This is a genomic window from Bifidobacterium saguini DSM 23967 (genome assembly GCF_000741715.1).
GTDB classification, from domain to species: domain Bacteria; phylum Actinomycetota; class Actinomycetes; order Actinomycetales; family Bifidobacteriaceae; genus Bifidobacterium; species Bifidobacterium saguini.
On sequence record NZ_JGZN01000020.1, the window covers coordinates 20,828 to 39,844 of the forward strand.

Here is a 19,017-nt window from a genome sequence, read left to right on the forward strand (position 1 = left end):
GGAGAAGGCATGCCAGGCAGACAGAGGCTCGTGGAACGGATGCTGTACGAACGCGACCATCGCATCCAGCATTCGCTGTTCTACTGGACCCAGATATTCATGTCGTACAACTCGAACCACATGGAGGGGTCCACGCTCACCGCCGAACAGACCGCACAGATCTACGAGACCGGCAGATTCCTCGCCGACAAAAGCGGCGAACAGATCAGCATCGACGACGCGGTGGAGACCGCCAACCATTTCGACGCGTTCAACTACATCCTCGACCATGCCGACGATCCGGTGGACGAACGCATGGTGCGCGAGCTGCATACGATCCTCAAACGGGGCACGAGCGATTCCCGGTCCGGATGGAAGAACGTCGGCGGATACAAGACGCACGACAACGAGATCACGCAGATCCTCGGCGTCACATCCGTCAAAACCGCCCCCGCCGGGATGGTGCCTCAGCTCATGGAAGAGGTGTTCGACGCCTATGCGAGACTTGACGACAATCCCGTGCGCATCGCGCAATGCCATTGGATGTTCGAGAAGGTGCACCCGTTCTCGGACGGCAACGGCAGGGTCGGCCGTCTCGTCATGTTCAAGGAATGCCTTCGCCTCGATACGGTGCCCCCACTAATCCGCGACGAGCGCCACAACCAGTACACGCGAGGTCTGGACCTGTTCCCTCAGGAGCCCGGATGGCTCGTGGACCTGATTCTCTCCGAACGCGACGCCTACCAACGCCAGTTCATCGAACACATGGCCGCCGGGGAAATCCACTACTCCTACAACGACGCATGGAAACCGGAAGCCCACCGCGACGAGCTCGAACAAGCCGAGGAGTTCGAACGGCGCATCGCCGACCAGTGGCGGGACGATTCCACGGACGACCTGTTCGGCATGTACGGCATGGGGCACGGCGCGGATGATCCCAAGACGTTGTAGCCCCGTCAAAGGAACGGGGCCATCCGTTCGCCGATGGCTCGGATGACGGGCACCGCCACGGAATTGCCGAGCTGGCGGTACGCCTGCGTGTCGGAGACGGGTATGGCGAACGAGTCGGGGTAGCCCATGAGCCTCGCGCACTCCCTCGGCGTGAGACGCCGAGGGTTCAGTCCCTCGCCGCGCGACACCAGAATCTCGCTGCCGTCCTTGCCGTAGCGGGCGCTCAATGTGCGGGTCCGTGGCGAATCGGTCGAGACCATGCCGTAGCCGAAACCGTTGCCCGCCGCCTCATGCTTGGCCCGGTAGCGTTGCAGGTAGCCCCACATGCGGTCGCTGAGCGTGTACTTGTCGGGAGCGCAATCCTCCAGGATGGTTCCCACATCGCCGTGTCCGGGAGCCTGTACCGAGTCGAACGAGAAGCCGTTCGGTTTGAGGAATCCCACGATGTAGGTACGTTCCCGATGCTGGGGAAGCCATCCGTCCGTGTCGATCACTCTCCATGAAACGTGGTAGCCAAGCTCGTCTTCCAGCATGGAGAGGATCGTTCGGAAGGTGCGACCGTGGTCGTGGGAGACGAGGTTCTTCACGTTCTCCAGCAGGAACGCCTTGGGTCGTTTCGCCTTGATTATCCTCGCCACGTCGAAGAACAGGGTGCCCTGCGTCCGGTCGGCGAAGCCGGTGGGCCTGCCGAGGCTGTTCTTCTTCGATACCCCGGCCAAGCTGAATGGCTGGCAGGGGAAGCCGGCGAGCAGCAGGTCAAAATCGGGAATCGATGAGGCATCCACCTTGGTGATGTCGCCCGCAAGGTTTGGCCCGTCATGCCAGTTCGCCTCGTAGGTCATTCTGGAGAACCGGTTCCATTCGCTCGCGTACACGGTCCGAGCCCGCTCTCCATCGATTTCCTCCAAGGTCGGGGGCACGCCCTGTGGCGGGCCCGTCAAGAAACCAACCTGGTCAAACGGAGGAACGGACGCGGGGCACGCCGTCTACACGACGGCGGGCGGCGACGGAACCCGGTAGATGCCATGCCCCGTGACGTGATGCACGCCATGTAAGAATCTGCGCATGATTCCCAACATCGTCAGAGGCTCGAATCCGGCCGGGCTTATCCGCTACCTGTTCGGCAAGGGGCGGCACAACGAGCACACGGACCAGCATCTCGTCTGTTCCAGCAGGGACATGGCCGAATCGTTCGATGACACGGGCAAGCCAACCGTGTCGTTTGAGGAGATCGGCCGCAGGTTCGACCGCCGCTACCGGGTCATGGAACGCAAGGGAGAGCCATGCCCGCCCGACATGCGCGGCAAGCGTAATCCGGGACATGAGCACGGCAGGCACCGCGTATGGCATTGCTCGCTCGCCATCAAGGCCGGCCAGGGCATACTCACCGACCAGGAATGGGAGAACCTGATCCGCGACTACCTGACCCGCCTGGGCGTCATCCAGGGCGAGGATGACCGGAACATCACCTGGCTCGCGGTCCGCCACGGGCTCTCCCGCAACGGCAACGACCATGTGCACATCGCCGTGCAGCTTGCCCGGAACGACGATTGGATCAACCCGTACCACGACCGAATCCACGCGCAAAAGGCATGCCGGAGCATGGAGAAGGAACGCGGCGAACTGGTCGAGCTCGGCCGTTCCGACACGGGCGCGCGCATCCGATGGCAGTACTCGCAATGGCGGCGCTGGGCCGAATGGAAGGCGGAGAACGATTACGGCGACGGGTGGGATGCGCTGGATGCCGGAGAAAGATCAAGGCTGATAGCGTCCGTCGCAGCCTCCACGATGCCGCGTCAGCGGGTCGCACTGATCGTGGAGGCGTGCGCCAGAGCCTCGCATAGCGAGGACGAGTTCATACGCCGTATACGCCGCGAAGGGTTCAGCATCGATCCGCGGCTGCGCAAGGGAGCTGCCAAGGATTCGTTCACCGACCCCGGGCAGGTGGTCGGCTACCGGATCACATGGCACAGTTCGGATGGTTGGACGGAACGGTTCAACGCGTTCGATCTCGGCGATGACATGCGGCTCAAGCGACTGCGCAGTGAATGGAAGGACGATGCCAGGAGCCGCGCCCTGGCCGTGCAGGAATGGCGTGCCGCGATGGAGAACCGGCCGCCGTTCCTCGATGACGGGCGCGAACGCCAGCCGGGCAGCCTCTCCACGCATGACATGGAACGACTAGTCGCCGAATCGTTCCGCGTCGCCATGAGTCTCGAAAATTCGAAGGACGATATGGAATACCAGTTCGCGTTGCGTGACGGCCTGCGCACGTTCGACAAGCTTCGCGAGCGGTACGGGCTCGACCAGGATAACGGCGCATGGATGATGAATCTGCCGGAAACCGACACGAGCAACGGGCAGAAGCACGCCACGGCATGACCGCATCGCACGCGGCCCGTCCGCTCCCGTGCTCGCGGACGGATATCCTGGAATCATGGACGAATCATCACACGGCGACGGATACGGAAGCGGGCATATCGAGGCGGGACGGGAGAAGGCGACCATACTGGGCATGGTGATGGTCCTCCAATTGCGCCGGCGGCTCGCATTGCACGATGGCGTGGATCTGACGGAGGCGGACGTGGCTCAGGTGTTCGCGTTCACCGAAACGATGGACGATTCCCTCGGCATCATCGACACCCTGGAGGGCGCGGCACGCGCGATGGATCCCGCACCGGCAGCCCTGGCCCGTCTGCTCGTGCACCGGGACCCTCCCGGATCCCGCTTCGAGCTGCACGAGGAGCATGCGAACGGGGATCTGGATTGCCTCGCCCTCGGCATGTTCATCCGGTTGAACGTCGCCGCCCACGGGTTCGAGGATGCCGTGGAACGCCAGGCTGTCGCACTTCGCCTGGAGGGAACGGGCGGGACCGCATACGGACGTGAGATATTGCAACGGGTCCTGACCGACATCCACGACCTCACACGCATGCAGCGGATCATGGAGGACCGACACCGAGGATGAAACCGGTCCTCGGCCGAAACCATCACGTAGTCTTGTCTTTCATGAGGTTCGTGCGCGAGGATGCGGACGATGCTATCGGATTCGGTTTCGGAAGGAGACGACATGAGCGGATACATAAAGGAGATGTTCGGTCTTCCAGTGGAAGGCTCAGACGAAGAGACGCAACGCGCGTGGGCATCCCGCATCTGCCCTTTCCTAGGCTCGGTCTGCACGAAGAGGCGTCATGACGGAACCGCAGCCGGAGTCTGCTCGGTCAGGCAATCCGGGGATCCGACCCCCGTCATCTGCTGCCCCATCAGACTGTATGCGGACAATTACCATCTCCTGATTGAGGTGGCCTCCGACGCGTTCGATAAATCCGAGGATGAACTATGCCTTGTGGCGGGAGGGCCGGAGGCAATCGACATGGCGCGCTCCGTCACCGACAGAACGGTGGTAGCCGTGTTCGGCCACGGCTGGGGGCATGAACTGCCGTTGCCGGTCCCTTCCAACATCAGAAGCACCGTCAGCATCGATTGGATCATGGTCGAGCTCGATAGTAGCGGACAGGTGTCCCAGTTCTGCGCGGCCGAGGTGCAAACCATCGACACCACCGGAAGCCATGCGAACGCTGCCCGGGAGCTCATGGATACAGGCAACGTCATCAGGGACACCGTGGGACTGAACTGGGCCAACGTGAGAAAACGAATCTTCACGCAGATTGTCTACAAGGGGCAGGTCCTTGAACGTGAACGCCACTGCTCCAAAGGCCTGTACTACATCATCCCCGCACCCGTGTTCCGCGACAACTTCGACTCGCTAGGAGGCGAAGACATGCTGCCCTCGTACCCCAAACGACCGGGCACCATCACATTCTTCGTCTACGATTACGATCCTGACATCACATTCGAGACAGGACGCGTGCGGCCCCTGAGGCATATCAGCAGCTACACCACCGGCATACACTCTCTACAACAGGCGTTCAGCAACTATATGCCGGCACAGGGCGATTTGTACTTCCATGCAATTCAAAGAGGCCTCGGGATAGAATAACCACAGTCCAGGCAGTCGCGCGGCTTCTCTACACCCCATCAACACTCGAACAAACGTTCTAAAAGTCGATGGGGTGCGGCATGATTAAATGCCCGATGTTCCAACGATTCCGAGGAGGCCGGTGATGGGCGACACAAGAACGATGCTGGATCTATTCGCCGGTGCCGGCGGACTCAGCGAGGGACTATGCGAAGCCGGATTCACCCCGCTGTACGCCAACGAGCTCGTCCCCCAATACGCCCACACCTACTCCGTGAACCACGTCGGGACCATCGTGGACACTCGGGACATCAGAACGGTTGACGCGCACGAGGTCAGAACCAGACTCAGCCTCGAGAAGGGGGACCTTGACCTGCTCGCAGGCGGGCCTCCATGCCAAGGCTTCAGCATCAACGCTCCCGTGAGAAGCACCGAGGACAAAAGAAACCATCTTTTTCGTGAATACCTGCGCTTCGTGGAGGAGTTTCAGCCCAAGGCCGTGATCATCGAGAACGTGCCAGGCCTCGTCAGCTTCGAACACGGAGCGACCCTCCACGCCATCATCGATTCCCTTGCGTCATTGGGTTACGGCGCGGACGTGAGGATTCTCGGAGCCGCCTACTTCGGGGTGCCCCAGATGCGCTGGCGTACCATCATCATTGCCACAAGGGGCAGGGAACTGCCGCCCTCCGCCTTCCCCGTACCGGTCTGTCATGCTCCGATACGCGCCAACTTCACCCAAACGTTCGATGGCAAGAACATCGTCGCACAGCCTCGACCGGAGACCGAAGCCGTGTTCACTCCAATCGAGGACGCACTTGACGATCTGCCCCCGCTGGAGAACGGCGAGACCGGCGAGGCGGTGAAGCAATACACACACGAGCCCCGATGCCCTTACCAAAGGCTCGTACGGCGAGGATCAACCGGAATCTACAATCACGAAGCGCCGAAGCTGTCCGAAATCAACATGAAACGGATCAGGTACATCAAACCGGGCGGCAATTGGACCGATATACCGGAAGAACTGCTGCCCAAGGGGATGCGGAAGGCGCGGCGATCCGACCACACAAAACGGTATGGAAGGCTGAGGAAAGGCGAGCTCGGCTCCACCATCCTCACGAAATGCGACCCACACTGGGGATGCTTCCTCCACTACGAGCAGGATCGCGCCCTCACGGTAAGGGAGGCCGCACGCATCCAATCGTTCCCCGACTCATACGTGTTCACCGGCAGCAAGGCCGAGCAATATGCGCAGGTCGGCAACGCCGTACCACCTCTATTGGCAAAGGCCATAGGCGAATCCGTCATGGGACTACTCTCCTCGCAACACGATGAGAACGAGACCGAATACGGCAATTGACGGCATACCGGAGGAGCGTCATGGGCTAGATGAACAGGATGCTGATGTGCGGCAGCGGGCTGGTCATGGAGTTCGAATAATCCACGACCAGCCCGCCACGAACCGGCGGTCGCCCCGCCGTCACGGACGCAATCGCCGAAACCATGAGGGAAAGGATCGGCATGATTAGCGGAACGGCGCGACGCAGCCACCGCTCTCTTGCTCGTCAACCCGTCCGATTTCGGTAGGGATGCGATCAATGCGGGAAGAGCACGAAGAGCACACTGAAGCATCTCCCGGTCATCGGAGCCGGAAGAAGTAGGAGTCATCGAACGTTTCCGGGATTGATGCCCTCCTCAAAGGAGTATTGGAGTGAATCAGGCAACGCCGATGATGGATCGAGAACGTTCGTCGAATCGTCCTCCGGCATGATCGGTTCAATGGACTCGTTCGCCTTCGTCCAGCATGCGTTCAGACGATCGGCGATCCGTGCGTCCAGACCATCACATGACTCTGATATGCCAGAGAGAACCTTCCCCGCCATACGCCGTGCCATATCGGCGACCCTCATGCCGTCAAGACCGTGACGCGCCGCCAGATCCTCCCAATCCTTGGGTGTGGTGTGCTCCGCGAAGGCGTGCTCCTCGTTCACCGGCATGGTGAGCTCCCAATTGAACTCGGGCCAATACCTGGTGGCGACCGCATCATACTGGGGAGACAGGCGTATCCCCGATGCGGAGTCGAGGATCAGGGAGTAGTTCTTCGCATGTGCATCGCTGTTGGCGGACGACGTGTTGAAGGCCAGCCTTTCGAGCCACTGGTAGGACAGGGAGCCCGAGGAATCGATGCGTTGCAGGAGATTCAGGCAGTCGTCTGCCGACGAATCGTATTTGTCACGGGTCGGCAGTCCCAATGCTTGCAGGAAGTCCTCCTGCCGCAGCCGGATGATTCGTCCATCCTCCAGGCGACGGTCGAAACGTTCCACGATATACGCCGTTTTGTGTTGTGCCGTGATCTCGCCGCTTGCGGGCGTATCGATGCCGCACAGTTCCGACAATCGCATCGTCGCCAGTTCCACCTTGGTCGCCTCGGGAAGGTCATGGGGCTTCGGTTTGACGATGTGGGTGGAGGGCAGCATCATATCCGGCCAATACCATTTCCCGTTCACGCGGGACAGGGTGAACTTGCCTTGTGCACCTCCCAGGGAGAACCGGCAATGGCTGTCCTCGTCCCACCAATAGTTCTTGGTTCGCTCGATGCGGTCTATTTCGTTGGCTATCTGGGAATCGGTGATCAGACGAAGCGACGGTGAAGGGGCCGGGGGTTCCGGGGAGAGGGAGAACACCAGGCCTCCGGTGGCGTCAACCCGGTCCAGCAGATCGAAGACACCGGTCGAGGAGGCATTCAGGTGCTCCTGCATGGCCTGACGGACGTTCGGATTGTCAGGAAGAAGATTCTCCAGAAAATTACGTGGTGCCAGATCTCCCCATCCACCGGTTCTGGGCAGGCTCAGACTGATCGGCAATCCCTCCGCCTCGTCATACGCGAACGATATTCGTTCCTCGTCGTCTTCCGAGAACACGCCCACATGATGTCCGTTCTCCCAGGCATGCAATTCCCTCATAGCAGCCTCCCGGCGTAGGCGGACGGGAGTGTTTCGGTGCGAATATGCAGCAGGTCGAACATCCTGTACACATAGCGGATGGAGGTCAGACCGGTTTCCACAAGCTCCTCGGCGCTTGAGAGGGGAACACCGGCACCATCGGCGAGGGCGGCGACGCTGAGACCCATGCCGGACATGCGTTCACGAACGCATCGGCGGACCGACGAGGTATCGGGGAAGAACCGCATGGGGTTCTCCTCCTTCTCGTCGCGAAGACCCTTGTAGGCGGTCAGGGCATCGTATTTCGACAGATCCAATGTCACGTATGCCATGCTCGTTTCCTCCGGTTCCCAAAGCCGTTTACACCATGATACGGCCATCCGACACCGACGGGCCGCTGATTCATGGCGGGAAAGAAAACGGGCTCCACCATATTGATACCTCGAAGCTCCCTCTCTCGCTCAGCTATGGCTTTTATGGAGCGAAGCGGATGCTCGGATTGCTCTCTCTGCATCGTATGCGTCCTTGATCACCTTGAGTCGGTCGCGTTCGGTCATGATGCCGAGGAACGGGTTGTCCTGCCGCATGCTGATGCCGTGGGGCGACGGGTCCAAGGCGGCTGCGCGGAGCTTGTCATCGCCGCCCTCGCGGATCAGCCTCTCCCATTCGTCAACGTCGTCACGGCATGCGCCTGATGTGTTGGAACGGACCATGTGGATATGGGCCAGGCCTTTTCCCTGATCTCGTCCATCGGATAGGCCCTGAACAGACGGTACATGCGCAACCATTGCTGGTATTCCGAGAGATCCTTGAAGTCCGTGCGCCCTGTCATGCTCCCCTCCGGCTCTCCTGCTGTTAATGGTATCGATGATATCTGTTCCCGCCTCCACGAGAACGTGCTCGCGCCCGCGTCTGGGACAGGCTCCGGCAATCGTCACACGGTCTCGCGGGCCGATGATGGCCGCTCTCACCTTCGTCAAGCGATTCGACCAGCTGGTGCCAGGTCACGTCCTCGCGCAGCCTGGCGATAAGTTCACCGGTGTCATCAACGGCATTTGGGAGTGTTACATTGCTCATAGGGACGAATGTATTTCATAATGATGGCAAAACTCCCTTTCGTGTCGAACATTTGTATCATAAAGCGGAGATTCAGAGACAATGCATGCAGACAATGGCCTTTCTCGAGGACCGCTCGGGGTAACGTGAGCGTCATGGGCGAGATGAACAGGATGCTGATGTGCGGCGACAGGCCGGTCATGGAGTTCGAATACTCGCGGAGCGGTGGATACGCGCTGCGGGCCGGCACCATTCATGATCCTGCGCGTGTGCCGGTCGGCATGTGGGTGGATTCCAAACCTGAGCCGACCGGCGAGTCCATCAACCGCTGGTGGCGTTCGCGCGGCATCCCCGCCACAAGGGACGGACTCGGCGCCGTGCTCGCCATGTCCGGGATAGCCACCACGGCGGATCTGCTCGACCGGTGCCTGGGGCTGAGTCTTTCCGACCGGTACTGGGTGCGGCCCATCGACCGCGACGACCTGGAATGGTCCAATATCAACTTCTTCCACAACGCGTTCGACGAACGGCTCGGCCGTTCCCTCTTCCAGGGCGGCTCCTCGCATATCGGCGATGTCAACACCCCGGACGTGACCAGCGCCGGAGACCTTCCCAAACGGTGGATCATCCAGCCTGACGGCACGCGCAGCCTCCTCAAGGCCGGTCGCACCGGCCAGGAGCCAGACAACGAAGTCATCGCCAGCCGGGTCGCCAGGCTGCTCGGCATCGGACACGTCGAATACCGGATCGGCCGCGCCCAGGGCAGAAGGGTCAGCGTATGCGACGAAATGCTCGGGGACGACGAGGAGATCATCCCCGGCGGCCAGATCATGAGCCTCTTCCGCGAAGGGCCGAACGCCGAACGCAAGGAGATATGGCTGGACGCCTGCGAACGGCTCGGCGCGGACCGCGGCATCGAGGAGGGAGCCGTGGATGATTTTCTGTTCCTGGACTTCCTGCTACGCGACACGGACCGCCACTACAACAACTTCGGTCTGATCCGCAACGTGGACACCCTTGCCGTGAGACCCGCCCCGATATTCGACAGCGGCGAAAGCCTGTGGAACGGCATGGACCCCGACCTCATGGACAACACGGACTACAAGGCCAAACCGTTCTGGGTCGATGACTGGGGCGACCGGGAGAACGCGTTCTGGCAGTTCGACCTCATAAGGGACTGGGATAGATGGGATCTCTCACTGCTCGATGAAGTCCCCGGCATCATCCATGACCAGCTCGCCACGAACCGGCGCATCGCCCCCGCCGTCACGGACGCCATCACCGGGACCATGAAGGAACGAATCGGCATGATCCGCGAACGTCGCGACGCGGCGACCGCTCCCCTGCTCGCCAACACGCTCAGATTCGGCGACGAGCCCTCCGAAACAGGAAGGCCACGCTGACATTCATCGCCGGATCCAGGACCGATGGCTGAGTGGAACACGGAGCCATCGTCCGAGACTACGGAGGTTCCATTCCGGCAATGCAGCGGATCCGTCACCTGGTGCGGGCTGGATCGTTGTTCTCGAGTTGGTCGGGCAAGGCCGAACCCGGGTCGATGATCCCGAAAGAATCACTGGCGGAAGGCAACGAGAATCCGCTATCTTCGATCGCTTCGAGGAACGAGAACATCCTGTTTTCCATTATCTCACCCAACCTGCCGGGTTCCAGACCGGCAAAACGGTGCCGGGCGGCATCGGCGAAGCCGGAGGCCAGCCCGGTGAAACCGTCGGCCACCCGGTCCACATCCAGGCCAGCCTTCCCCGCGAGGGCGGTCCAGACCTTCACGTCCGCCAGCTCATCGAACCGGTTCAGACCGTTGACATGGTAGGAGAAGGTCAGCTCGGGATCGCCGGCATCCATGTACGGGATGATGGATGCCACGTCATACATGGGAGACATCCGGTAACGTCCGTCGGGCAGCAATTGGATGCTCATGTTCTTCGAGTGGAGATCCGTCGCCCCGACCAGCGCGTTGAACTGCACCTGGAGCAACATCTCATAGGGCATTTCCGGATCAAGCCGTCCCGCAAGGGCGAGCATGTCGAGCAGGGTCGGACCGCCATCCTCCTCATATTTGAGATCCGAGGTAAACCCGAGTGCCTGGCAGAAGTCCATCTGATGAATCCTGTCCATGTGGCCGTCAGGATCGCCCGTGCGATCGAACCTCCATGACAGGACGAAATCCGTTCCGGCCGAATGGAACACATCGGTCCTAGCAGCCGGCAGCCCGAGATCGGAAGCCGTGAGAAGGCACGCCATCTCATTCCTCGCCTGAGCCAGCATTCCGGGAAGCGACGGCTTCACGATCACGCTGGTCGGCTCCGCGCCGTACGGCACGCACCATACGCCGTCACGCCTGATCCGGTACGCGGACTTGGATTGCGCGCCGGGCAGGGACCAATGGGTTTTGCGGTAGTCACGGGAATGCGAGTTGATGACCAGCGAGGAAAGCTGGTCCTCGACCTCCTCCGAGGAAAGAGGGGTCAGCCCTCCCTTGCCGGACAGCAGATCAGCCGTCATGTCCAGGGAACAAAGACGCACCGCGCCCGGACAGTCATACCCCATGATGGAGATCAGACGGAAGGGCGTGGGCCTCCCCCGCATTCCGGTCGAGGTCATCACGCGCCGACGCTCGGCAGGATCCTCCGGGAGAAGGCCCTCCACATACGAGGCGACGGCTCCCCTATCAGGCTTCCTGTCATCCCAATGGAGGGAAATCTTCGGATCAAGGGAAGGCGACAGCGGCAAGGAGTCACGGGAAGCGTACTCCAGATGCATCACATCATGCCGCGCCTCTATTCTGGCGACCACCCTGTCGTAGAGAATCACATCAAGGGTTTCGGTATGGCCGCTGGTCATGGATAAGCTCCTTTCCGACTCGCCGATAATCAACGCGAAACCCGTGAAGAGGGATGGCCGCGTGGAATATCCTCACCCATCGTATACGTCCTTGACCACCTCGAGCAGAGCACGCTCGATCATGACGAGGAACGAGTCGTTTCCACCTCGTGCCGATGGCATGCCGCCATAGATGCTCATCTCCAGAGGCAGGTCAGAAAAACATGAAGAACACACTGACGAGGCGAGCCGGCCCCGTCATTAGGCGGTTTCGGAAAAGCTCAGATGGTACGGCCCGTGGAGGGGATCTGGAACGAGCCGTGCAGGATCGGCAGACCATCCTTCGTGTCATACGTGAACGATATGCGTTCCCCCCGTCGTCTTCCGAGAACACGCCCACATGACGCCCGTTCTCCCAGGCGTGCAATTCCCTCACATCAGTCTCCCGGCGTAGGCGGACGGGAGTGTTTCGGTGCGAATATGCAGCAGGTCGAACATCCTGTACACGTAGCGGATGGAGGTCAGACCGGTTTCCACAAGCTCCTCGGCGCTTGAGAGGGGGAACACCGGCGCTCCTGGATGACCGTATGGCAATGGAAGATGATGCCCGGTCTCATCTCCCGTTGCCGTTGGTCTTCGGCTGGGCGAGGGTCTGTGATGGGATTGCGGGCATGGTCTCGGCGGACGGCTGCGGCGCGGGGTTCATGGAGGATTCCATTGCGGGGCTGTATTCGCCGAACGGGTCGGGCCCGTACCATTCCTCGCTTTCATTGAGGTCGAGCGGCATGTCCTCGTAGCCTTCCGGCTCCCCCGTCGCCAGATCGCCGCCTCCCTGACGGTCCGGTTCCGCGGCATGCGCGGACGTGTTTCCCTCGCGCTGTTCTCCGGTCCGATCGGCGTCGTCGGGCTGCTCGGCTGCGGATTGCGGCATCGGGGCCGCGTCGGCGTTCTCGGTGCGTTCGGCCTCGCTGACGGTGCTGGGCTCGTCTCCGGCGGCTTTGTTGTCCGAGTGGGAGGATTCCGGCAAGGCCTGGTCCTGGAGGAAGCTGATCCTCGTGGCCGCGTCGTCCAGCCCGTTGACCGGAGCGCACATCACGGCCTCCACGATGCGGTCGTGGTCGTATCCGGCCCAGCCGCCGGTGAGCCTGGAGTCCACCCAGAACGACTGTTCGCCGCCGTGCTCGGCCCTGAACGTCTCGGCGTCCACGCGTTGCAGGTCCACGGCCACGCCGGCAGTGTTGAACGCGTTCAGCGTGGATTGCAGCGCGGGCGACTGGTCGCTGTACGTGATGGTCACATGGTTGACGAGATGGTCGGAGGCCGCGTCGATGTGGGATTCGGGGTGCCGTTTCGACCATTCGTCCTTCAGACGGCGTTTCGCCTCGATGATCTGGCGGCGGAACCCGGGGTCGTTGCCCTCCAGCTGGTCGGCCACCATCCATGCCTGCAACAGCGAGGAGTCGCGCATGCCGCGCCAGGTGTCGCCGTCTGAGAGCACGGTCGCCGTCAGGTTGGATTCGAACCCCTTGTTGAGCCGTTCGCGGTTCTCCGTCTCCCACTGTTCGAGGCGCGCGGCCTGCTGCTGCCTCCTCGTCTGGTCGTACCGTTCGTTCTGCGCGGCCCGTTCCGCGCGTTCGCGCAGCCGCATGCGGTCCCCGCGCAGTTCGGCGTGCAGCGCGCGCAGCTGCTGGGCCACGCTGTTCCAGCTCTGGACCATGATCTGGTCGAGGCCGTCTTCGGGATCAATCTGAGCCATTCTTCCTCCTTGCCATGATGGCAGTCCTGCGTTCGTCTTCCTTCACGCCGCCCGGCACGGACAGCGTTTCGAGTATGGGTTCGCGCCATGCGCGGCCCGGCCGCTCGCACGGCAGGGGCTCGCCCTTCCTGGTGATCTTCTGCTCGCAGTCGAGGCTGGCGACGATGCCGCGGTCCTTGTCGAACACGCGGTCGAGCATCGACGCCGCCTGGATGTAAAAGATCATCATCTGGCCGGGTGACTTGCGCGCGTTCTCATAGGCGCGCCACATCGCGTCGAGCGGGAACACGAGGGCCGGGTAGCGCCACCAGTCGGGCACCCATTTCATGTTCACGCTGGCGGATTGGTGGTAGCAGAACACGTTCGCGACGAACCGTTCCACGAACGCGGCGAGGTTCGGATAATAGGTGTCGCCGCGGCGCATTCGCGCGCCGAACTGGCCGGCCATGTCCCTGGAGCGAGCAGGGCCGAGATCCGACCCCTCGTCTCCCGACAGCCCGTTCCCCGCAGTCCTGCCGCCAGTTTCCGGCATCATGGTTCCCCCGTTGTCGGGATGGTCGATGGCCTCCGTCTCCGTTCCCGGCTCCGGCGGGTTCTCGTAGCCGGCCCGTGGCTCGTCGCGGATGATGTCCGGTTTTGCCGTGCGGGGTTCCGCCTTTTCGCCGGCGAGCTCCTTTCCGGCCTCGCCACGGTTCTCCGTGGCGGACGGTTTTTCGGTATTCCGGTGTTTCGGTGTTCCGGTCCCGGCGACGGTGGAGGTTTCGATCTCCTCGTTCGCGGGGATGCGCGGCGGTTCGGGGTTCGGCAGCCCTGCTCCGTAGGGCACGCCCTTCTCCTCGAGGACGGCGCGGGTGAACAGTTCCAGCCACCCGCATTCCGATGAGAGAAGCGTTCTGGCGGCTCCGACCGCGCGCCGCCATTCCTCTCCGTCCGGCCCCGAGGTCGTGGGGGCCTCATTCGTTTCGTTGTGCTCGTTCATCGTTCCGCCTTTCCGTTTGCCGTGGACCTGGCCGAGGCAAGCGCGTCGGCCCATCGTCTGTTGCCGGTCCACGGCAGTGTCCTGACGATCTGCGCCCTGGACTGCGACGCGAGCAGGAGGGCGCGACCGATGGGCCATTCCGCGAGGTCGGCCACGTCGAGGATGCTTTCCCTCTGGATGCTGTTATTCACGCTTCGCCGGCCGGTGCCGTCGATGTTGACGCTGCCGCGCACGATCTCCCTCTGGCCGACGAGCTGGCTGATCTCGCCGAGGAACCTCGCGTCCTTGATGCCGCCGAGATAGACGGTGATGTTCGCGTTGTTGAACAGGCTTCCGAAGTTGGTCTCGCCGAACGCGGCCTTGCCCTGGTCGGGGTTCTGCCAGATGGTCATGATCGGGATGCCGGCCGACCCGAAATAGCTGTACACGTCGGCGAGTTCGGGCCAGCGGCAGATGTTCGCGGCCTCGTCCAGCACGCAGCACAGGGGCACGGGGAGCCGTCGGTTGTTGCCGGTGAACTCGCTTTGGGCGCGTTGGAACGCGGTGAACGCGACGACGGCGGTGAGGCTCGCGGTCAATGCGGTGGATGGCCTGCCCTGCGCGGAGAGCAGGTAGAGCGTGTCCTCGCTCGTGGCGAACGCGTATGGGTCGAACAGGCCTCGGTCCTCGATCATCCGACCGTCCTGGTCGCGTTTCGGATCGATCCAGTCGATGATCTCGGGGTCGGCGAGGAACGCGACCATGGTCTGCAACGAGCCGAACACGCCGCTTCGCGTCTCGGGGGTCAGGGCGATGACGCTGGAGACGCGGGACGCGATGCCCGCGTAGCGCGGGTATTCGCTCAGAATATCGGCCGGAGTGGTGTCGCGCTCGTTGCTGCACCATCGAAATACGTCGGCCACGGATCTGCCTCCCAGATGCGCGGCGAACAGGTAGTCGGCGAGCTGCTGGGCGGCGGTTCCGGGGAAGAAGTCGTCGCCGCCGGTCTGCGGCTGGCCGGAGGCGTACCTCCAGCAGTCGGCGATGCGTTTCGCGTCGGCTATGGTCTGCACGGAGGCGATCAGGTTCCACACCCACGGGGCCCGTTCGCGGTTCGGGTCGGCGATCCTTTCCGGGTCGAACACCCACAGCTTGCAGTCGGGATGGTCGAGCTTGCGGATCGGTGCGGTCACGTCGAGGATGTCGCCCTTGTTGGAGGTGGCCAGGCAGGGGCCGGGCGCCGAAAGCACCGCGGGGATCGCGTAGCACAGGGATTTGCCGGATCGCGGGCCGGCAAGCACGATGGCCATGTCCTCCCAGCTGGTGTACATGGCGGTGTTGTCCACGATGTTGCGGCCCAGCGGATAGCCGGGCGACATGCCGTCATGGTAGCGGCGCGCGTCGATGAGCCTGGTGGCCATGCTTTCGGCCTTCGCCTCGCTCACCTTCTCCACGGCCTCGCCGTGCCCCATGCTCGGAGCGTACACGTCCACGCGCGTGCGTCCCTTCGAGCCGGTGGCCCACGGGATCGCCTTGCGCACGATGAGCCATGCCAGCAGGCCGCATGCGACGGCCAGGAGCGCGAGCATGAGGATCGCCAGCGTCCATTGGGCCGGGGTGAGCGTCCACTGGCCGGAGGCGAGGTAGAGGAGCGCGAACAGCTGGAAGGGATGCCCGGCGAGCGAGCATGCAAGGGCGAAGACTAGCAGGATCAGGAGCCCGGCCGCGATGATCGACAGCTCGATCCTGCGGCTGGGCCTGACGGTGCCGCCGAGGTCCCTGACGCGGTTGGATTGCAGTTTCGGATCGACGTCGGCCAAATCCTTTTCTCCTTTCCCGCGCCGGAACCGTCGGTGTCACGGCGCTTCCGGCGGGAGACGTGATCTATGGCTGCGTGGTCAGAAGGCGTTGCCCTGGGAGAACTCGGATCGCGGCTGGCCGGCGATGACGTTCGGATCAGCGGGGTCGGCGGGCATGGTTACCGGGTTTCCGGACAGCGGGTCGTAGGGTTCGCCGCCGAACGTGCGGGGTACGCCGTCGCCCCAGTATTCGCCGCGCGAGGCGATCGGCTGATCCATGTCGGAACGCTGCTGCTCGTTATGGCGTTTGCGTTCCGCGGCCTGGCGACGGCGCTGGGTGGCGATAGCGTCGATCTGCATGGAATCGCCGATCACGACGGGTCTGGCGTAGGCCTTGCCGTCCTTGTCGCTGATGTACGCGTCGGGATCGCCCTGGCGGCCGGTGGCGACCACGGAGTCGCCCTGACGGAAGTCGCAGCCGTGGAGGATCTCGGCGGCCGTCCCCCAGAATTTGACGGTGGTCTTCACGGGGCCCGCGGGATTGTCGGCCCAGGTGCCGTCCTGCTGGCGGATGCGCGGCCGGTCCTCGTATACGGTGGCGCGCAGGAAGGCCCTGCTCTCCGATCCGTCCTCGTTGGCTCTGGCCGGGAAGTAGTCGGGGTTCGCGGCGAGGTTGCCTCGCACGACCTGCATGGATTGCGGCATTGCGGTCTCCTTTTCGGTTCGTATGGCTACGGCCGTGCGCGCTGTTGCGCCGGCGTTATCATGGTCGGTCGTGGTCCGCGGAGATGCGGGGCATGCCGTCCTTGGGGTTCAGCGGCACAGGCGGCTGCCGTCGCTCCAGCCTCATCGGGGTTCCCTGCCTCGGGCAGGCGGTCGAGCGTGCTGGACGCGTAGCGGTCGGAGGCGTCGTATCCGATGGATTCCTCGGCCAGCCTGCGCGCGTTCAGCTCGTCGCCCGCGGCGAGCAGGAGCATGGATTTCAGGCCGGCGATCCGGTAGCCGACCTCGGTGGGGGCGTTCGCCTCCACGGGGTCGAGGATACCCATCGCCATCGCGATCCGCTTCGGGTCGGCGGGTTCGGACGGGTCGATGAGACGGTCGAACAGCCGGTCCGTGTCCACGAGATCGTCGCGTGTGTTGATGAGCCCGCGCAGCCGGTCGAGAGGCAGTGGCGCGTTCGGGTCCAGCACGTCGCTGGCGATCATCATGGCCGTGGATTCCGGGGCGAACCTCATCATCACGGCCAGCACCGCGAGACGGGCCGAATCGTTCGACCATTCCCCCGGCGAGCGGGGCTCCTCCATCATCCTCATCCAGTCGTAGGCGGCGGCGTCCCTCCAGGTGGAGCGCACGTAGTCTGAGAAGCCGTCGGCGTCCATGCCGGAGTTCAGGTATTCGTTCGACGCCGCGGTGACCACCGTGTCCAGGGAGGGGCCGTCGCGGTCGTCGGCGGATGCTTCGGCGCGCACCATGAACGATGTGCCGAGCATGTCGGCGACCGTGCCCTCGCGCCCCGATGCGTCGGAATCCGCGCCTTCTTCGGCGGGTTCGTATTCGAGACGCTCCACCTCCCCGGCGAGCCATCGCGAGCCGGCCGGGAAGAAGCCGTCCATCGACCTCATGGCGGGTTCGATGATGGAGGCCAGATTCCGGTACACGGCGTTCGGATCAGCGGCGGACTCGACGGCCTGCTCTGCATCGTTGTATTCCACGACGCGGTTGGCGACGCTCATGGGGTCGCCGGGCCGGATGTCGTCATACGATTCGCCCCAGCGTTCGATCCATTCGAGCAGCGTATCCCTCGTGATCTCGGTTTCGTGCATGTTCGTCTCCTCGGCTTGCGGTTCGCTCATGCGTCCGATCGTCGCACCGGCTCGGCGACTCCGCGGGGCAGGCCGTCGCCGCTTTCCTCGAGGCGGCGGAGCTCCCCGATCGCGTCGATGACGCTCAGCTGGGTCTCCCCGTAGCTCGCGTGGCGTACGAGCCGTCTCCACGAGGGGCCCTCGGGAACCGCGAGGCCCGACCGGCCGAGGGGGACGACCGAGATGTCGAGGTCCCACGGCGACTCCCCCGCCGGGGAGAACACGATCACGCCCCGCTCCCCCGTGGCGGTGATGACGCCCTGTCCCTCGTCCGTGCGGATCGCCGCGCCCTGGGAGTCCAGCAGCCGGCGGATCATGCGTCTGACGCCGGTGGCGAGCCTTTCCATGATGGTCTCCTTTCTGTCGCTATTCATGCCATTTGAGGTTGGTGTCGTTGAACCCGGTCTTCTCCAGCGGGCACATCTCCACGTTGATGGGGATGCCGGGCAGTCCGCCGAGCTTGATGAGGAACCGGCCCAGCCCCTTGTGCGAGGCGTCGGAGCCGAAGTTGACGGGAGTGGCCCAGTCCTCGAGCATGTCCTCCTCGCGGCGGGATACGGGAAGCCCGCATTCCCCGCGCAGGTAGCGGTCCACCTCGACGCGGCTCAGCGCGCCCAAAACCTTGATCTCGCTGCGTTCCACGAACCCCCTGGCCTTCGTGTTCTGCGCGGCGGTTTCCATGCACATGAGGTCCTTGAATGTGTGCGTGATCATGATCTGGCCGACGCCCCACTGCCGGTTCAGACGGGTCAGCAGGTCCAGCTTCTCCACCATGAGGGGGCTGGCCCTGAGCGCGCGGTGCATCTCGTCCATGATGATCACATGGTTGCGCGGCGGTTGCAGCCCGGCCTCGGCGAGCGTGTCGGCGGCGTTCTTGGCGGCGAACGCGCT

Annotated in this window: 20 protein-coding genes and 1 pseudogene; 7 read left to right on the forward strand and 14 right to left on the reverse strand. The window is 63.1% G+C overall.

Going from position 1 to position 19,017, the window contains the following annotated elements:
• Window positions 1-9 precede the first annotated feature (9 nt).
• A complete protein-coding gene (locus BISA_RS11480) occupies window positions 10-930 on the forward strand; it encodes a Fic family protein (protein ID WP_051917572.1) in 921 nt (306 codons plus the stop codon).
• 5 nt (window positions 931-935) lie between these two features.
• Here BISA_RS11480 and dcm read toward each other — a convergent pair whose 3' ends face one another.
• Window positions 936-1,772, reverse strand: a complete 837-nt coding sequence (gene dcm / locus BISA_RS11485) for a DNA (cytosine-5-)-methyltransferase (protein ID WP_081890133.1) — start codon at window positions 1,770-1,772, stop codon at window positions 936-938.
• Between the two features lie 223 nt (window positions 1,773-1,995).
• On the opposite strand from dcm, the gene BISA_RS11490 reads away from it, so the two are divergent.
• From BISA_RS11490 to BISA_RS11505, 4 genes are all read left to right on the forward strand, one after another.
• Entirely contained in the window at window positions 1,996-3,312 is a 1,317-nt protein-coding gene (locus BISA_RS11490; RefSeq protein WP_051917573.1) for a relaxase/mobilization nuclease domain-containing protein, read from the forward strand.
• Between the two features lie 55 nt (window positions 3,313-3,367).
• Window positions 3,368-3,898, forward strand: coding sequence for a hypothetical protein (locus BISA_RS11495; RefSeq protein WP_033892109.1), 531 nt, complete (start codon window positions 3,368-3,370; stop codon window positions 3,896-3,898).
• A gap of 102 nt (window positions 3,899-4,000) precedes the next feature.
• Entirely contained in the window at window positions 4,001-4,930 is a 930-nt protein-coding gene (locus BISA_RS11500; RefSeq protein ID WP_051917574.1) for a NotI family restriction endonuclease, read from the forward strand.
• A 124-nt stretch (window positions 4,931-5,054) separates the two neighbouring features.
• Complete coding sequence (locus BISA_RS11505) at window positions 5,055-6,269, forward strand: DNA cytosine methyltransferase (protein WP_033892111.1); 1,215 nt, start codon at window positions 5,055-5,057, stop codon at window positions 6,267-6,269.
• Window positions 6,270-6,294: 25 nt separating this feature from the next.
• Here the strand turns inward: BISA_RS11505 and BISA_RS13045 are convergent, their stop codons facing one another.
• The 4 genes from BISA_RS13045 to BISA_RS11520 all read right to left on the reverse strand — a co-directional run bounded on the left by BISA_RS13045 (window position 6,295) and on the right by BISA_RS11520 (window position 8,564).
• A complete protein-coding gene (locus BISA_RS13045) occupies window positions 6,295-6,432 on the reverse strand; it encodes a hypothetical protein (RefSeq protein WP_156099616.1) in 138 nt (45 codons plus the stop codon).
• Between the two features lie 141 nt (window positions 6,433-6,573).
• The gene (locus BISA_RS11510) at window positions 6,574-7,872 is read right to left on the reverse strand and encodes a HipA domain-containing protein (RefSeq protein ID WP_051917575.1); all 1,299 of its coding nucleotides are present in this window, start codon (window positions 7,870-7,872) and stop codon (window positions 6,574-6,576) included.
• Window positions 7,869-8,183, reverse strand: a complete 315-nt coding sequence (locus BISA_RS11515; protein ID WP_033892112.1) for a hypothetical protein — start codon at window positions 8,181-8,183, stop codon at window positions 7,869-7,871. The genes BISA_RS11510 and BISA_RS11515 overlap by 4 nt, the downstream gene beginning before the upstream one ends.
• A gap of 129 nt (window positions 8,184-8,312) precedes the next feature.
• A complete protein-coding gene (locus BISA_RS11520; protein WP_033892113.1) occupies window positions 8,313-8,564 on the reverse strand; it encodes a hypothetical protein in 252 nt (83 codons plus the stop codon).
• A gap of 145 nt (window positions 8,565-8,709) precedes the next feature.
• Here BISA_RS11520 and BISA_RS13145 point away from each other — a divergent pair, with 145 nt between their 5' ends.
• A complete protein-coding gene (locus tag BISA_RS13145) occupies window positions 8,710-8,949 on the forward strand; it encodes a hypothetical protein (RefSeq protein ID WP_152597296.1) in 240 nt (79 codons plus the stop codon).
• A 113-nt stretch (window positions 8,950-9,062) separates the two neighbouring features.
• Window positions 9,063-10,310 carry a hypothetical protein gene (locus BISA_RS11525; RefSeq protein WP_237746166.1) on the forward strand — a complete coding sequence of 416 codons (1,248 nt, stop codon included), beginning with the start codon at window positions 9,063-9,065 and terminating at the stop codon, window positions 10,308-10,310.
• Window positions 10,311-10,404: 94 nt separating this feature from the next.
• Here BISA_RS11525 and BISA_RS12385 read toward each other — a convergent pair whose 3' ends face one another.
• The 9 genes and pseudogenes from BISA_RS12385 to BISA_RS11565 form a co-directional block, all read right to left on the reverse strand.
• Window positions 10,405-11,769 (reverse strand): HipA domain-containing protein, encoded by a 1,365-nt coding sequence (locus BISA_RS12385; RefSeq protein ID WP_051917576.1) that lies wholly within the window; start codon window positions 11,767-11,769, stop codon window positions 10,405-10,407.
• A 411-nt stretch (window positions 11,770-12,180) separates the two neighbouring features.
• Window positions 12,181-12,315: a hypothetical protein gene (locus BISA_RS13510; protein WP_272945255.1), complete on the reverse strand. Its 135-nt coding sequence runs from the start codon at window positions 12,313-12,315 to the stop codon at window positions 12,181-12,183.
• Between the two features lie 46 nt (window positions 12,316-12,361).
• The gene (locus BISA_RS11535) at window positions 12,362-13,504 is read right to left on the reverse strand and encodes a hypothetical protein (protein ID WP_033892114.1); all 1,143 of its coding nucleotides are present in this window, start codon (window positions 13,502-13,504) and stop codon (window positions 12,362-12,364) included.
• A complete protein-coding gene (locus BISA_RS11540; RefSeq protein WP_033892115.1) occupies window positions 13,491-14,483 on the reverse strand; it encodes a DUF4913 domain-containing protein in 993 nt (330 codons plus the stop codon). The genes BISA_RS11535 and BISA_RS11540 overlap by 14 nt, the downstream gene beginning before the upstream one ends.
• A complete protein-coding gene (locus tag BISA_RS11545) occupies window positions 14,480-16,282 on the reverse strand; it encodes a type IV secretory system conjugative DNA transfer family protein (protein ID WP_033892116.1) in 1,803 nt (600 codons plus the stop codon). Before BISA_RS11545 ends, BISA_RS11540 begins: the two co-directional genes overlap by 4 nt.
• A gap of 78 nt (window positions 16,283-16,360) precedes the next feature.
• Window positions 16,361-16,966, reverse strand: coding sequence for a single-stranded DNA-binding protein (locus tag BISA_RS11550; RefSeq protein WP_033892117.1), 606 nt, complete (start codon window positions 16,964-16,966; stop codon window positions 16,361-16,363).
• A gap of 26 nt (window positions 16,967-16,992) precedes the next feature.
• Window positions 16,993-18,117, reverse strand: coding sequence for a hypothetical protein (locus BISA_RS11555; RefSeq protein WP_237746167.1), 1,125 nt, complete (start codon window positions 18,115-18,117; stop codon window positions 16,993-16,995).
• Entirely contained in the window at window positions 18,114-18,473 is a 360-nt protein-coding gene (locus BISA_RS11560) for a hypothetical protein (protein WP_033892118.1), read from the reverse strand. Before BISA_RS11560 ends, BISA_RS11555 begins: the two co-directional genes overlap by 4 nt.
• Before the next feature lie 19 nt (window positions 18,474-18,492).
• A pseudogene (locus BISA_RS11565) lies at window positions 18,493-19,017 on the reverse strand (ATPase); the annotation flags it as partial.